Annotated in this window: 13 protein-coding genes and 1 pseudogene; 2 read left to right on the forward strand and 12 right to left on the reverse strand. The window is 62.3% G+C overall.

What is annotated here, in order from left to right:
* Positions 1 to 14: 14 nt before the first annotated feature.
* A complete protein-coding gene (locus tag X773_RS47535; protein WP_023675389.1) occupies positions 15 to 1016 on the forward strand; it encodes a KpsF/GutQ family sugar-phosphate isomerase in 1002 nt (333 codons plus the stop codon).
* Between the two features lie 7 nt (positions 1017 to 1023).
* On the opposite strand, the gene X773_RS47540 is transcribed toward X773_RS47535, so the two are convergent.
* The 8 genes and pseudogenes from X773_RS47540 to X773_RS47575 all read right to left on the reverse strand — a co-directional run bounded on the left by X773_RS47540 (position 1024) and on the right by X773_RS47575 (position 10589).
* The gene (locus X773_RS47540) at positions 1024 to 1488 is read right to left on the reverse strand and encodes an NfeD family protein (protein ID WP_023675390.1); all 465 of its coding nucleotides are present in this window, start codon (positions 1486 to 1488) and stop codon (positions 1024 to 1026) included.
* Positions 1489 to 1498: 10 nt separating this feature from the next.
* Positions 1499 to 2449, reverse strand: a complete 951-nt coding sequence (locus tag X773_RS47545; RefSeq protein WP_023675391.1) for an SPFH domain-containing protein — start codon at positions 2447 to 2449, stop codon at positions 1499 to 1501.
* Positions 2450 to 2580: 131 nt separating this feature from the next.
* Complete coding sequence (hemH, locus tag X773_RS47550) at positions 2581 to 3645, reverse strand: ferrochelatase (RefSeq protein WP_023675392.1); 1065 nt, start codon at positions 3643 to 3645, stop codon at positions 2581 to 2583.
* Positions 3646 to 3796: 151 nt separating this feature from the next.
* Positions 3797 to 5826 (reverse strand): annotated as a pseudogene (locus tag X773_RS47555) (5'-nucleotidase C-terminal domain-containing protein).
* 187 nt (positions 5827 to 6013) lie between these two features.
* Complete coding sequence (locus X773_RS47560) at positions 6014 to 6388, reverse strand: hypothetical protein (RefSeq protein ID WP_023675394.1); 375 nt, start codon at positions 6386 to 6388, stop codon at positions 6014 to 6016.
* Positions 6389 to 6574: 186 nt separating this feature from the next.
* Positions 6575 to 8020 (reverse strand): homospermidine synthase, encoded by a 1446-nt coding sequence (locus tag X773_RS47565; RefSeq protein WP_023675395.1) that lies wholly within the window; start codon positions 8018 to 8020, stop codon positions 6575 to 6577.
* Positions 8021 to 8142: 122 nt separating this feature from the next.
* Positions 8143 to 9381, reverse strand: coding sequence for a hypothetical protein (locus tag X773_RS47570; protein WP_023675396.1), 1239 nt, complete (start codon positions 9379 to 9381; stop codon positions 8143 to 8145).
* A gap of 158 nt (positions 9382 to 9539) precedes the next feature.
* Entirely contained in the window at positions 9540 to 10589 is a 1050-nt protein-coding gene (locus X773_RS47575) for a LacI family DNA-binding transcriptional regulator (RefSeq protein WP_023675397.1), read from the reverse strand.
* 193 nt (positions 10590 to 10782) lie between these two features.
* On the opposite strand from X773_RS47575, the gene X773_RS76255 reads away from it, so the two are divergent.
* Positions 10783 to 11568: a DUF6640 family protein gene (locus X773_RS76255; protein WP_156937296.1), complete on the forward strand. Its 786-nt coding sequence runs from the start codon at positions 10783 to 10785 to the stop codon at positions 11566 to 11568.
* On the opposite strand, the gene X773_RS47585 is transcribed toward X773_RS76255, so the two are convergent.
* From X773_RS47585 to X773_RS47600, 4 genes are read right to left on the reverse strand one after another with little or no spacing between them, the layout of a single operon-like run.
* Complete coding sequence (locus X773_RS47585; protein WP_023675399.1) at positions 11565 to 12503, reverse strand: DUF3445 domain-containing protein; 939 nt, start codon at positions 12501 to 12503, stop codon at positions 11565 to 11567. The two genes, X773_RS76255 and X773_RS47585, sit on opposite strands and share 4 nt — an antisense overlap.
* On the reverse strand, positions 12500 to 12787 hold the full coding sequence (locus X773_RS47590; protein ID WP_023675400.1) for a YciI family protein: 288 nt from the start codon (positions 12785 to 12787) through the stop codon (positions 12500 to 12502). Before X773_RS47590 ends, X773_RS47585 begins: the two co-directional genes overlap by 4 nt.
* 17 nt (positions 12788 to 12804) lie before the next feature.
* The gene (locus X773_RS47595; RefSeq protein ID WP_031211374.1) at positions 12805 to 13467 is read right to left on the reverse strand and encodes an aminotransferase class IV family protein; all 663 of its coding nucleotides are present in this window, start codon (positions 13465 to 13467) and stop codon (positions 12805 to 12807) included.
* Positions 13416 to 14567, reverse strand: coding sequence for an aminodeoxychorismate synthase component I (locus tag X773_RS47600; RefSeq protein WP_031211375.1), 1152 nt, complete (start codon positions 14565 to 14567; stop codon positions 13416 to 13418). Before X773_RS47600 ends, X773_RS47595 begins: the two co-directional genes overlap by 52 nt.
* Between the last annotated feature and the right edge of the window lie 96 nt (positions 14568 to 14663).

Genomic DNA, 14663 nt, shown 5'->3' on the forward strand with positions numbered 1-14663 from the left:
TAATCGCATCGTCCATGGACGTGAAATCCCCAGACAGGAAGCGGCATGACGGGCAGGCCGCGATTGCCTCGGCGCTGAGAACCGTGGCGACGGAGCAGGCCGGCGTCGCGGCACTGGCAGACGCTCTCGAAAACGGGCTGGCCGAGCCGTTCGCACGAGCCGTCGGCATGGTGTCGCAGATCGATGGCCGCGTCATCGTCACCGGGGTCGGCAAAAGCGGCCATATCGGCTCGAAGATCGCCGCAACGCTCGCCTCGACCGGCACGCCGGCCTTCTTCGTCCACCCTGCCGAAGCCAATCACGGCGACCTTGGCATGATCGCCAGAAACGACGCCATAATCGCGCTTTCGTGGTCGGGCGAAAGCCTTGAGCTCAAGGGCATCATCGCCTATTCGAGGCGCTTCTCGATCCCGCTGGTCGCGGTCACCGCGGGTGAAAAATCGGCTCTGGCGCGCGCGGCCGACGTTGTGCTTCTGCTGCCGCGAGCACCGGAAGCCTGCCCGCACGGGCTTGCGCCGACGACCTCGACACTATTGCAAATGGTGATGGGCGATGCGCTGGCCATCGCGCTCCTCGAGGCACGCGGCTTCACCCCGGACCATTTCCGCACGTTCCATCCCGGCGGCCAGCTCGGAGCCAACCTGACGCAGATCCGCGAGATCATGCATGTCGGCGACAGGCTGCCGCTGGTGTCGTCAGGTACCGGCATGCGCGAGGCAATCCTCGAATTGTCGCGCAAGGGGTTTGGCTGCGTGGCCGTGACTGCCGCGGACGGCAAGCTGATCGGCATCATCACCGATGGCGACATCAGGCGCCATATCGGCAGCGATCTCCTGGCAATGAGCGTCGATCAGGTGATGACCAGAGAGCCGAAAATGGCCGCGCCCGACACGCTTGTTGCGACGGCGCTGCAGACGATCAACGACTCGGCTATCACCAGCCTGATGGTGGTCGAAGGCAGGCGGCCGATCGGGCTCGTCCATCTGCACGACCTGCTGCGCATCGGTGCTGCCTAGCGGGCTTCTAGACCGCCTCGACCGTCAGTTCCAGGTCGGTATCAGCGGCGCCCGTCACGCGCACTTGCGTGCCGGCCGGCAGGTCAGGGCCGGAGACGCGCCACAACGTGTCGCCCAGCTTTACGCGGCCGCGCCCGTCCTTGATCGGCTCGGCAAGGGTCGCCGTCCGGCCGACCATCTGTGCGCCGCGACGGTTGAGCAGGGGCTGGTCGGTTTCATCATGGCGCCCGCCCACCAGCCGCTTGCCGACATAGGCCGAGACCAGCGACAGCGCGAGGAAGGCGAGGACCTGGACTTGCCAGGTCCAGAAACCGGCATCCCAGATGAGCAGTGAGACGACGCCGATCAACAGCGCGGCAATGCCGATCCATAGCATGAAAATGCCCGGCGCGATGACCTCCATTACCAGCAGGACGAAGCCGAGGACCATCCAGCTCCACGGGCCGAGTTCGGAAACAATGCGGTCGAGCATGGCTGTGGCCTCAGGTTTCGCTCGGACGAACGACCGGCGGGCGGGCGGCCCGTCGTGCGGCACCGGCGGTGCCTTCGCTTCGGAAAACTTCCTTGGCGATTTCGCCAATACCGCCGAGCGTGCCGATCAGCGATGAGGCCTCCATCGGCATCAGCACGAGCTTGCTATTTGTCGCTGAGCCGATCTTGGTCAGCGCTTCGGTGTATTTCAGCGCGACGAAGTAGTTGAGCGCCTGCACGTCGCCTTTGGAAATCGCCTCCGACACCACCTGCGTGGCGCGTGCTTCAGCCTCGGCCGAGCGCTCGCGCGCCTCGGCATCGCGGAAGGCGGCTTCCTTGCGGCCTTCGGCCTCCAGGATCTGCGATTGCTTGAGGCCTTCGGCGGCGAGGATCTGCGCGCGCTTATTGCGCTCGGCCATCATCTGTCGGCCCATCGATTCGACGAGATTGGCCGGCGGGTTGATGTCCTTGATCTCGACACGAGTGATCTTGATGCCCCAGGGATGCGCCGCCTCGTCAACGACGCGCAGCAGGCGCTCGTTGATGGCGTCGCGGTTCGACAAAAGTTCGTCGAGGTCCATCGAGCCCATCACGGTGCGGATGTTGGTCATCGTGAGATTGAGAATCGCATTCTGCAGGCCGGAGACCTGGTAGGCGGCCTGCGCCGCGTTGAGCACCTGATAGAAGGCGATGCCATCGACGGCAACGGTGGCATTGTCGCGGGTGATGATCTCCTGCGTCGGAACGTCGAGCACCTGCTCCATCATGTTCATCTTGGCGCCGACACGGTCGACGAAAGGCACGATCAGGTTGAGGCCTGGGTTCAATGTCTTGGTGTAACGGCCAAAACGTTCGACGGTATAATTATAGCCTTGCGGAATTGTTCGGATGCCCTTGATAAGCACCAGCACGACAAGGGCGACAAGAACAAGAAGCGCGATATCAAAACCACTGAAACCCATTTGGCTCTCCCCTCAAAGGCCGGCCATGTTGGATATTCCACGCGACCGATTCCCATCAAACACTTAAGTGTGTTTCAGCAATGTTACAATCAGGTGATCACGGATTGCGGGTGCATAGACGGGTGATCTGTTCAGGCCCAGCCGGACAGCTCGCGCCGCACCATCGCCTCGATCACCGCCATGCCCTCGGCACTGTCGTTGAGGCAAGGGATGTGTGCGAACTTTTCGCCGCCGGCATGATGGAAGGTCTCGGACGCTTCCCTGCCGATCTCGTCCAGCGTCTCGATGCAGTCGACGGAAAATCCTGGATTGACGATGGCGACCGATTTCACGCCTTCGCGCCCTAGTCTTTCGACCGTCTTGTCGGTGTAGGGCTGCAGCCACTCCTGCGCGCCGAAGCGCGACTGGAAGGTGGTAATCAGCTTGTTTTCATCCCAGCCGAGCTTTTCGCGCAGCAGTCGGGTCGTCTCGAGGCAATGGGCCTGGTAGGGGTCGCCCTTGTCGGAATAGGGTTTCGGAATGCCGTGATAGGAAGCGATGACAATTTCCGGTTCGAATCCGAGGCTCGCCAGATGCTTTTCGATCGAACGGGCGAGCGCCTCGATATAGGCCGGCTCGTTGTAATAGGGTGGCACGCTGCGAATGGCCGGGGCGCGGCGCATCTTCATCAGCGCGCGAAACAGCTGGTCGTTGGCAGTCGCAGTCGTCGTCGCCGAATATTGCGGATAGAGCGGGAAAGACAGGATGCGGTCGCAGCCTTGCTCGACCAGTCTCTCGGCCACGCTCTCGGTCGAAGGGTTGCCGTAGCGCATCGCCCAGTCGACGACGACATTGGGTAGCTCGCCGAGCGCGAGCCCGAGCTTCTCGGCCTGGGCGCGGGTGTAGGTTCGCAGCGGCGACTCGTTGCGCTCCCGGTTCCATATCCTGGCATAGTTGGCCCCTGATTTCTTCGGCCGGGTGGTGAGGACCACGCCGTAGAGGATCGGATACCAGATCGCCTTGTTGAGCTCGATGACGCGCGGATCGGACAGGAACTCCCGGAGATAGCGCCACATCGGCTTGAAGCCGGTGCCGTCCGGGGTGCCGAGATTGATCAGCATGACACCGACCTTGCCGGTCCTGACCAGAGGGCGCCCTGCCGACGGCGAGGCGGCAGTCTTCTCGGCTTTGATTTCAGCAGGGTTGGCAAGCGTCATGAGGTTCTCCAACACCGCGAACCAACGATGCCGCGGCGAAAGTAGCGATGCCGCGCCGGTTTTCAAATGCTGCGTCTGGCCGCACCTTATCCCAGAAATGCAACACCCGCCCGGTCTGCCGGGCGGGGTGCATTGCGTTCCTGCGGCCGGATTACTTCGAGGCCGCCGGGATCGTCAAGGTTGCGCCGACCGGAAGGCGGCGTGGCTCGTAGGCTTTGTTGGCATCGGAGATTATTTTCCATTTGGTGCCGTCGCCATAAGCCTTCACCGCGAGATCCCAATAGGTATCGCCGGCGACGATTACATGGCTGCTTTCGGCCGGTGCCGGCCCAGCCGGAGCAGGGGTCGCCGGAGCCGGTGTGGCCGGAGCCGCAGGTGCCGCCGGCTGGGCCGGCTCGGCGGGNGTGCGGGTGCCGGCGCTGTTTCAGCCGGGACGGCCGGCGGCGTCTTGGAAATGTCGCCAGAGCCGGCCGGCATTTCGGGCATTGCCGGCTCAGCAGGCTTTGCCGGCGCAGCCTCAGCAGGTTTTGGCGGTTCGGCAGGGTTGGCAGGTTCTGCGGCCGGGGCCACGGTCGCGGCGATCTCGGTGATGCGGCCGTCGAGCTTCGGCGTATAGGGCCGGTGCGCGCCTAGGTAGTCGGCGACGACCTGTTCCAGCCCCGGGCCGTAATCATAAGCGTTCTTGGCCTTCTCGGCGAACACCTTGTAGCCGTCGCCGCCCTGGCGGACATAGTTGTTGGTGGCGACCAGGTAATCCTTGTCCGGCTTAATCGGCGTCCAGGCGCCGCCTTCCATGACCTCGACCGATTTGACGCGTCCGTTAGGCGGCGCCGATTTGTCGAACGCATATTTCAGGCCGGCAACCTGCGGGAAGCGCCCGGCGCCGTCCTCGACCTGGCTGAGGCCGCTTTCGAGGCCGGCAACCAAATCCTTGCCGGAGATCTGGAAGGTCGCCAGCGTGTTCTGAAACGGCAGGACGGTGAGAACCTCGCCCATGGTGACGGTGCCCTGGTCGATGGAGGCGCGCAAGCCGCCGCCATTCGAGATGACGATCTCGACACCTTGGCCCTTGACCCGGTCGAGGACGGCGTCGGAGACCAGATTGCCCATCTCGCATTCGCGGGCGCGGCAGTTTTCGCGACTGCCGTCGATCGCCTTGGTGGTCTCGGCGACTTCCTTGTTCTTCAAGGCCTCGATCGGCGCGCCGAGTTCCTTGATGCGGGCAAGCACGGCGGGGTCGGGCGTGATCGATTTGTCGAGATGGATGGGATCGCCGCTTGCCTCCTTGACGACGCCGTTGTCGTCGAACACGACCTTGAACTCGCCGAGATATTTCGAATAGGACGCCGCCTGCACGACCGGCACTTTGTAACCGTCCGGATTGTCGACCATCGTCGGATATGGGCCTTCCGCCTTGGGGTCGGTGTTGGACAGCAGCGAATGGCTGTGGCCGCCGACCACCACGTCGATGCCCGGGATATTGGCGATCACGTCGCGCTCGCGCTTGTAGCCGATATGGGTGACCGCGATGATCTTGTTGACGCCCTCTCGCTTCAGTTTCTCGACCTCGGCGGTGATCGACTTGACGTCATCTTCAATGGCGATGTTCGGGCCAGGCGAGGCAAGCTCCGGCGTGTCGTTGGTGACCGCGCCGACAATGCCGATCTTCTGGCCGCCGACCTCGACCACGATCGACGGCTTGACGCGGTCGCCGAGCTTGGATTGCGCATTGGCCTTCACATTGGCGCCGAGCACCGGAAACTTGATCATGTCGAGGAACGGCGCCAGCGCCGACTCGCCATCGTCGAACTCATGGTTGCCAAGCGCCTCGGCGTCGAATTTCATCTGGTTGAGGAATTCGCCCTCGGTCTTGCCCTTGTAGGTCGTGTAGAAGAGCGAGCCCTGGAAATTGTCGCCGGCGCTGAGCAGCAGCACGTTCTGGCCCTCCAGCTTCTTGCGCTCCTGCGCAATCGCGGTGACCAGGCGGGCGGCACCGCCGACGCATTCGCCCTTGGTCTCCTCCTCGGCCGAGCAGGTCGATTCGTACTTGTTGTTGCTCTCGATGCGGCTGTGCCAGTCGTTGATGTGCAGGATGTTGAGCGTGTAGTCGGCAAAGGATACCCCAGCCGACAGGCCAAGCGCCGATGCCGACAGCGCGGCGATGGCAGCAATCTTCTTCATTCTCGTCTCCCGGGTGACTTGACCAGTGGCGTTAACGCTCTTGTTTGACTGGGATGTAACAGCCCTCTCAGGCCATGTTCACATCGCGTTTCAGTCGATGCAAGCTGAAATCGGCATCAGCTTTGCCGGCGCAAGAAGACGACGGCTTGAAGCCGCCGCCCTTGTGCAAAGTAAATTCGGAAGGATTTCAGGTGCGCCTGGTCAGCACAAAATTCTGTCCGCTCGCGCTGGTGCAATTGAGCTGGCTGGTGGAGACCATCAAGCAGTTGAAGCTGATTGGCGTCTGGCGGATCAGCGAAGTGCCATGGATCTCGACCGAGGTGCCGCCGGTCATGGTGTAGCTGCCATCGGCAAGCTTCTGGCCGGTATCGGTGGCGACGGTCGCGAAGCTGCCGCCCTTGAAGGTCGACAAGCCCGTGCCCTGCGCGTCGATCCAGGAGCCTTCAACCCCCTTGGCCGTGATCACCGGCGGCTCGCCTGAGCCGGTTGTCGTGCAGGCCGCCAACGCGACCGTAGCGGCCGCGGCAATGCCAGCCGAAAGCAGTCTTTGCGCAATCGTCATCTTCAAGATCCTCTCCTCTCGCATCGGCCCAAAATCGATCCGATTTTCGGAAAGCACGATGCGCACATTCAAAGTGCTAGAGCGTACTTTGTGCGTCCAAATGGACGCACGTCGCTCTAGGCCGCCCCTCTTCAATCGCCCGATTTCCGGGCGATTGCAAGCTGGCGGAGTGTCGAGGCAACGCTGCTATCGAACGAGGATGTTGCGGAATTGCCACGGGTCTTTGGTGTCGAGATCCTCGGGAAACAGACCAGGCCGATTGTCGAGCGGCGTCCAGTCGGTATAATAGCTCCTGACCGGCCCGAGATATGGGTTCTGCACGTCGAGGCAGCGCTTGTAATCCATCTCGTCGGCTTCGACGATGCCGGCCTCGGGATTTTCCAGCGCCCAGACCATGCCGGCCAGCACCGCCGACGTGACCTGCATGCCGGTGGCGTTCTGATAGGGCGCCAGCTTGCGCGCCTCGGCCAGCGACAGCTGCGAGCCGTACCAGTAGGCGTTCTTGGCGTGGCCGTAGAGCAGCACGCCGAGTTCGTCGACGCCATCGACCAGTTCATTTTCGTCGAGCACGTGATGCACGGGCTGAGCCTTGCCGGCGACACCGAACATCTCGTGCAGCGACAGCACGGCGTCGTTGCAGGGATGATAGGCGTAATGGCAGGTCGGCCGGTATTGCACCTTGCCCTTCTTGCCGCGCAGCGTGAAAAAATCGGCGATCGAGATCGCTTCGTTGTGTGTCACCAGGAAACCGTATTGCGGGCCGGGCGTCGGACACCATGTGCGCACGCGTGTATTGGCGCCGGGCTGCTCCAGATAGATCGCGGCCTTCGAACCGTTCTTGTGGCTTTTGGCGTTCTTCGGCATCCACGCCTCATGCGTGCCCCAGCCGAGCTCGGCCGGCTGCAGCCCTTCCGAAATGAAGCCTTCGACCGACCAGGTGTTCCAGAACACGTTCATCGGCTTGGGCTTCTTGGTGCGCTGGGTGTCGCGCTCGGCGATATGGATGCCCTTGACGCCGGCCTTCTTCATCAGCCTGGCCCAGCCTTCGCGATCGTGCTGCGCGGGTTCCGAGAAGTCGAAGCCAAGATCTGTGGCGAGATTGACCAGTGCCTGCTTGACGAACCACGAGACCATGCCCGGATTGGCGCCGCAGCACGAGATCGCCGTGGTGCCGCCCGGGTTCTTCGCGATTTCAGTACGTACGGTCTCGCGCAGCGCATAGTTGGTGCGTGAGGCGTTGTCGGCCTTTTCGTCGAAATAAAAGCCGAGCCAGGGCTCGACCACCGTGTCGATATAGAGGACGCCAAGCTTGCGGCAGAGCTTCATCAACTCGAGCGAGGAAGTGTCGACCGACAGGTTGACGCAAAAGCCCTGGCCGCCGCCATTGGTCAAAAGCGGTGTCAGCAGCTTCTTGTAGTTCTTTTTGGTCACTGCATCCTGCATGAAAGTGATGCCGCGCTCGTCGAGCAATTTGCGGTCGGCGTCGCGCGGGTCGATGACCGTCATGCGCGACTTGTCGAATTTGAAATGGCGCTCGATCAGCGGCAGCGTTCCCCGTCCGATCGAGCCGAAGCCGATCATCACTACAGGGCCGGTGATCTCACCGTAAACGGGCCAGTTTTCATTCGCCATTTATCGATTACTCCCTCAAAAAACGCTTCGGAACAGCGGCTTGGCCGCGGCGCGACAAACCATAGATCATTGTCACAATAAAGCGAAAAGCGGACGGCCGGCGTTACACCGCGCCATCCCGGCTACGGCTCGACCAGTCTTGCGAATTCAGGCTTGAAGAGGTCACGTGCCTCGGAGACCGCCAGGTCCAGCAGATCGTCGGCGCAGGCCTGGATGGCATGCGGCAGGGTCTGGAGCCCGAAAACCAGAACCTGCTTGTCGCCCTCACGCCAGAGGCTGACCGCTAGATATTCGCCGATGAGATCGTCCATGCCGCATTCGGCTTCGTGATCGATATCGGTCTGATCGATCGGTTTCTTGCGCCGCTGCTTGACGAAGGAGACGAGGGAAGGACCGGGCTTGCCATCCACCGTATCCGAGAAAATGTCCTGAAGGCCAAGCAGGACGCCGCCCCGTACATCCATGATGTAGGCGTCCGAATAGTTGGTCGGATGCGCTCCGCCGCAGAAGATGCTGCCGGACTCCCGCCAGCTCATCAGCCGCGGAGTCAGCGAGGTCACTTCGAATGTGCTGTCCTCATAGCCTCCGAGGGTGCCGTCGTTTACACCGTCAATCGGCCCGCCTTCGTTGAAACCGGCATATTGCGCCGCCACGCAGCCCAGTGCGCCGATGTTTGCGCGCCAGTGCCTCTCTTGCAGCAGAGCATTCGCGGCCTCGATCGGAACGTCGCCGGACAGTTCGACAATGCGCGGCGTGGCGAATTTGGTGCGGGGGTCGACGACATAGCGGTAGGTTGCGTCCGGCCAACCAGTCGTCTTGCCGTTATCGAGCTGAGTGTCCATCCGCAGATAGTCATAAGGGGACGTTTCCATGGTGAGCGGCGTGTCATTGCCGAAGAACTTCATGAAGCTGAAATCGTAGAGATCGAGCGGGGTGCTGGGCTCGTTCCCGGTCACTTGCCGACTTGCGACCCGTTCCAATCTGAGCGGCAGCGCCTTCTTTCCGTTCCAGCTGCCCTCAAGGATCTTGCCGTTACTGGATGAGGCCAGGCGCCACACAGCGGCGATCGGCGCGGCCTTTCCGTCATCGCAATTGTCGGCGCCGCATGCCTCCTCCTCGGCCAGTTCGAACTTGCTGCCCTTCTGCAACCTGGCCTGCAGCGGGATATCGACGCCCTTCGAGCGGTAGAAGTAGCGGCCGGCCAGCGGGCCGTCGGCGGTCGCGGGGTCGCCGGTGAATTCAACGACGATATCGCTTTTTCCAAGCTTGCCGGCATAAGTCACCGGCTCCGCCTCAGCTGCTGTCGACAGTACCAGGATCGCGGCCATGAACGTGACCGGCCTGCCAAGATGCTGGATCATTGTGCCCCCAAGCCACAAGTTACAGTTGTCTTCCGCCGACAGTCACGGTCGGCTGTCAGGCCCTTATAGTCAAGTTGTGCCCCGTTCAGTGTCAGACGCTGCTCAGCGAAAAGACGCTGCCAGCGCCGCCCCCGATGCGGATGGCGCATCCGCGCGTTTCAGCGGACTTTTGCCCTCGGCCCGGCTGTGGAGGCTCGAACCACCAGTTCTACCGGCAGAACGACCTGGCGGGGGGCCTCATTGTCAAGAACCATTCGGGCGGCCAGCCTGCCTTTTCCGATCACGTCTTGCGCCACAGTGGTCATCGGAGGCGTGGTGCGTGCGGATTCAGCGGTCCCATCGAAGCCAACGACCGATACGTGGCCCGGCACGTCGATGCCGCGGCGAACCGCCTCGTCCAGTATTGTGATCGCCTGCCAATCCGACATGGTCAGGATCGCGGTTGCTTCAGGCGCCCTGTCGAACACCACTGCTCCGGCAGATGGCTCGCCTGGGATCGTCTCGATGATCGGGACATCCTCGATCGACAAATTCGCCTCCGCCAAACCCTGTTTGAAACCGTCGAGCCTTTCATCGTCGAGCGGGAAGCCGGCCAGAAGCGGGCGCGTTGCCTGTCCGGGCATGTGGACAATCGGTGGGCCGGGAGTCCGTCGCACCGAAAGGATGGCAAAATGCCGGTGCCCCAGCCCGGTCAAATGCCGGACGGCAGCTACCGCGCCGCTCCAGCCGTCGATCTTTATCGAATTGATGTCGGGACCTGCGTCGCTTTCGAGAATGACGAAGGGCAGACGCCGTCTCTGGACCGAAATTATGAGACCGATATCGGCGCTGTGACCAAGGATAAAGCCGTCAACCAGCGCATCGCGGATGCTGGCGAAGCGCGTGTCATCGGTGCCGTTTACAAGGCTGAGCGTCGTTCCAGCCTCGTCGCAGGCGAGCGAAACGCCGAGCACCAACTCGCGGCCATAGGGGCTTCTCATCACTTCGGAGATGGCGTAGGCGCCAGGCGGCATGAACCCGATGGCATTGAACTTGCCGTGCCGCAGCAATCGTCCTTTCGGATCGGGGCCGCCAAACCCGAGCGCTCGCGCGGCCGCTTCGACGCGCTCGCGCAATTCGGGCCTGACCAGCTCCGGCCGGTTGAAGACGTTGGAGACAGTCCCCCGGGAAACTCCGGCAGCCTTGCCGACATCGGCTAGGGTTGGCATTGGCGATTCACTCGTTTTTCCTGAGGTAGACCATTTTTTGGAGCGCTCCAAGAATTTTATTGACTCAAAACCGAAATAGGCGGATCGTATTCCTTGGAGCGCTCCAAGAGCCTATTATTCGGAGGATTGTTGCGACTAGACATTGAGAATCGTCAAATGGCGTGGCCGCAGCGGCCATGCCAAGGAGAGGATGATGGCAGAAACCGATGCTTTTCCAGCTTCGCTCGTCGGCAAGACTTTCGACTGCGTTTTCGGCTCCTTCGTACCACGGCTGACGTTTTTCTCGCCGCAGGAATTGCATATCCAGGCGTCGATCGGGACCACCGAAATCGACGAGGTGGTCAAGGTCGACCTGACCAGCGTACGCCCGAATCTCGTGCTCGCGAGCTGGACGGAGCAGAGCGGCAACTTCATCGTGCAGTTGCAGGATCACGAGAAGGGGATCGTCCATAATTTATGCGCGGCTGGCCGATGGGCAGCTCTTCTGTGCCCAGGGTGCCATTCAAGTCGTTCCTGCATAAGGGAGGAAAATGCGATGGAGCTCGCTTACGATAGTCATCTGCTTGCCCGAATTCTGCTAAGCGTCGCGACCGTGGGCTACGGCGTAGCGACGATCAAAGCCGACTTCAACGCCACACATGCAACCAATCCGTTGTGGACCCCACACGCCCGGTTTCATGTCGTCTGGCAGGTGCTGAGCTACACCGGTGTGGCGCTGATTGCGCTCGGACTTATCTGGATCAAGGGACAACTCGAAGCCGAGCGGCTCTATCTCGCCGGGGGATTGGCCGCGGCTATGTATGGAGCATTCTTCGCGGCCATGCTCTCGCGGCCGATCTACGGTGGCGTGCTGTATGACGAGAACGGCTATCCGCCGTTCCGGCCGCCGTTTGGACCGGCGGGCTGGCGGTGGGATGTCAACGTCACCGTCTTTACCGCGATGTCCGCGATCCTGCTGCTGGGCGTGGCTGCTATTTAGGACAGCACTAGCGCCCTGAGCCACGCGACCAGCCGGTCACGGTCGGCGGTCATCCCCTTGTAGTCGAGTTGTGCCTCGTCCAGCGCCAGAAGTTGTTCGGCCAAGGACGCCGCGAGCGCCGCGCGGTCGGGGTGGCGTTCCAGCACGGCGAGCGGGTCGAGATGGATGCGGATGGTGAAGAGTACGTCGCCCGAAACGGGGAGCTTTCTCAGCGTCTGCCGCTCGACGCGGATAAAGGCATGGGCGTCGATGTCGCCATCCGGGAATCTCGACGGGCGACTGCTGGCGCGGTCGATGCGTTCGAGGTTGGAGAGCGGATGGTAGAGCGCGTCGCCCGCCTGGATCGACCAGTTGTAGCGCTCGACGGCTTGGCCCTGGAGGCCGTCGAACATGCGGTTGATGAGATCGGCCGGGCGTGTGCCCGGGCCGAAACCCGGTACCGGCGCGTGGATCTGCTGCAGCGGCTTGCCGAATTTTTCGGTCAGCGACCATGACGACGGGAAGCAGAGCGAGCCGGCCGCCAGACGCCAGCCGCTGTCGTCGCGGCGCATCAGGATCAAATCCTCCTGGACGAGCAACGAGGCCGCGACAAGCGGCGCATCGGTGAAAGAAGCTGAGGTGCCTGAGCCCTCGAGATTGTCGATTCCGCCGATCACCTCGATCGCATTGTCGGTACGCCTGTGGGTCTCAGGAAAGTTCGCCGCCAGATGCGCACCGAGCAGATCGAGCACTTCGCGCTGAGCGTCGCGCGTTGTTTGCCCCTCGACAAAAACCTTGCCGGGAATTTCCGCATAAAGCCGGCGTTTCTCGGCAAGATAGGGCAGCAGATATTCGTCGACCTCGATCCAGCTATCGAGATTGAGCGGCTTCAGCCCGATGGTGAACAGTTTCGACGAGCCGTCATAGGGTGTGTGGGTCGGCGGGCGGAAGCTCATGCCTCTTTGTAGGCTTCCAGTGCGGCGGCGGCCATTCTCGCCGTGAATTCGGTGATTTCGTAATCGGCGGCACCTGCCTTGGCGAAGGGATCGTCCGCCAGTCTGGCATCGAGCTCCTCGCGTGGACCGCGCGCGATGATGATGCCGCCGGTCCTTGGCCGCTTTGGCCCGGAGGCGACAAAGATACCTTGCGCATAGCAGGCCTTCAGCCATTCGACATGCGCTTGCTGCAGCCGGTCGATCTCGGTCAGCGGCACCTTGTAGTTCAGCGAAACCACGAACATTGTTGTCTCCAGATGCTTCAGCCCAGCCGCGCCGGGATCAATCCGCGCAGCGAGTTGCCGACGAACAGCGCCTTGGCCGATTGCAGTTCGTTCCACGTGTAGACCGCTTCACCGGCGCGGCCTTGATCCAGCAGTTCGCCGCGCAGGACGCCAGGCAGCAGGCCGCAATCGAGCCGCGGCGTGGCCAGCACGCCGTCACCGAAATCGGCAAAGACATTGGTGATCGTGCCCTCGCAGATTTCGCCGCGCTCATTGGCGAGCAGCACCTCGTCGGCGCGGCCGGCGAGATATTCGGCGCGGGCGCGTGTATAGGATTGTCGGCGGCTGGTCTTGTGACGCAGCAGCGTGTCGCTCGAATCAAGCCGCACCCGTGCCAGTTGAAGTGTCCAGACCTTGTCTGCGGCGAGCGGCTCGTAAGGCTGCGCCGAAACCGCGACTTCGCCCTTGCGCGACAGGACGAGGCGTGTGCGCAACGCGATCTGTTGGTGGCCGACCGCATTCATCAGCGCTTCGCCGACCCTTTGCGGATCGCAGGCGAAACCGAGTTCGCTTGCCGAGCCGTAAAGCCGCGCGAGATGGCGGTCGAAACGGAGGAAACCAGAGCCGGGTTCCCAGCGCATTGTTTCGATCAGTTCGAAATCGGCAGTGTTCCCGTCGCGAAACGGGCTTTCAGCAGACACTCCTGGTACTCCTCTTCGGCTGTCGAATCGAAGACGACGCCACCGCCGACATTGTAGACCGCCTCGCCATTGGCAAAGAGCGAGATGGTGCGGATCGCCACCGAAAAGCGCATCCGGCCGCCGGGCGCGATCCAGCCTATGGCGCCGCAATAGACATCGCGCGGGCCACTTTCCAGCTCGCGCAGGATCTCCATGGCGCGGATCTTCGGTGCGCCGGTAATCGAGCCGCAGGGGAACAGCGCGGCGAAAATCTGGCGGATGGCGAGGCCGGGCAAGAGTTTCGCCCGCACACGGCTCACCATCTGGTGGACGGTCGGGTAGCTCTCGATGCGGAAAAGCTCCGGCACATCGAGCGTGCCAACCTCGCTGATCAGTGAAATGTCGTTGCGCAGGAGATCGACAATCATCCGGTTCTCGGCCTGGTTCTTCTCGTCGTTGCGCAAGAACGCTTTCAGGCGATCGTCCTCGGCTTTTGTTGCGCCGCGCGGCGCGGTGCCCTTCATCGGATGCGTCTCGATCATGCCTTCCGCGTCCACCTCGAAGAACAGTTCGGGCGAACGCGACAAGACGATCGGATCGCCGAGCGCGACCAGCGCCCCATACTTCACCGGCTGGCGTTCGGTCAGCGCGTCGAAGGCGACCAGCGGATCGCCCGACCATTGTGCGTGGACCGGAAAGGTCAGATTGCCCTGGTAGCAGTCGCCCTTGCGGATATGGTCATGCAGCCTGGCAAAGCGTTTGGCGTAGTCGTCCGAAGACCAGGCTGCCTTGGCGTCGAAGATTGGGCCGTTGCTAGCCGGCAGATCGCCTGGCGCGATCGTCTCCTCGACTGGCGCGTCGAACACGCCGAGGCAGAAAAGCGGGGCGCGGCGGCCGGCCGGCAGCAGCGGAACGAGCTTGGGTTCGAGCAGGTAACCGGCCTCGTAGGAGAAATAACCGGCCAGCCATTTGCCGCCGTCATGTGCTACCTGCGCGGCTTCCAGCGCAGGCAAAAAGTCCGCCTCGCCATGCGCTGCGATTATCTCGGCCGGCCGGTCGAAAACGAGCTGCCGCGCGGTCTCGTCGTTCCTGAAAATTGCAAAGGGCAGGGGCAGGGACATAAGGCTCGAATGCTGCGGTCACCAGCGATCGATCTATATGGGGGCTCGACCGTGTGCAATCGAGGGAGCGGCGTCTCAAGACGCAAAGGCGCGGCG

It is taken from the genome of Mesorhizobium sp. LSJC280B00 (assembly GCF_000502835.1).
In the GTDB taxonomy this organism is placed as follows: Bacteria; Pseudomonadota; Alphaproteobacteria; order Rhizobiales; family Rhizobiaceae; genus Mesorhizobium.

Coding starts and splice junctions, on each gene's coding strand:
- X773_RS47535 (WP_023675389.1), top strand. CDS start 15: ATGGACGTGAAATCCCCAGACAGGAAGCGGCATGACGGGCAGGCCGCG.
- X773_RS47540 (WP_023675390.1), bottom strand. CDS start 1,488: ATGCTCGACCGCATTGTTTCCGAACTCGGCCCGTGGAGCTGGATGGTC.
- X773_RS47545 (WP_023675391.1), bottom strand. CDS start 2,449: ATGGGTTTCAGTGGTTTTGATATCGCGCTTCTTGTTCTTGTCGCCCTT.
- hemH (WP_023675392.1), bottom strand. CDS start 3,645: ATGACGCTTGCCAACCCTGCTGAAATCAAAGCCGAGAAGACTGCCGCC.
- X773_RS47560 (WP_023675394.1), bottom strand. CDS start 6,388: ATGACGATTGCGCAAAGACTGCTTTCGGCTGGCATTGCCGCGGCCGCT.
- X773_RS47565 (WP_023675395.1), bottom strand. CDS start 8,020: ATGGCGAATGAAAACTGGCCCGTTTACGGTGAGATCACCGGCCCTGTA.
- X773_RS47570 (WP_023675396.1), bottom strand. CDS start 9,381: ATGATCCAGCATCTTGGCAGGCCGGTCACGTTCATGGCCGCGATCCTG.
- X773_RS47575 (WP_023675397.1), bottom strand. CDS start 10,589: ATGCCAACCCTAGCCGATGTCGGCAAGGCTGCCGGAGTTTCCCGGGGG.
- X773_RS76255 (WP_156937296.1), top strand. CDS start 10,783: ATGGCAGAAACCGATGCTTTTCCAGCTTCGCTCGTCGGCAAGACTTTC.
- X773_RS47585 (WP_023675399.1), bottom strand. CDS start 12,503: ATGAGCTTCCGCCCGCCGACCCACACACCCTATGACGGCTCGTCGAAA.
- X773_RS47590 (WP_023675400.1), bottom strand. CDS start 12,787: ATGTTCGTGGTTTCGCTGAACTACAAGGTGCCGCTGACCGAGATCGAC.
- X773_RS47600 (WP_031211375.1), bottom strand. CDS start 14,567: ATGTCCCTGCCCCTGCCCTTTGCAATTTTCAGGAACGACGAGACCGCG.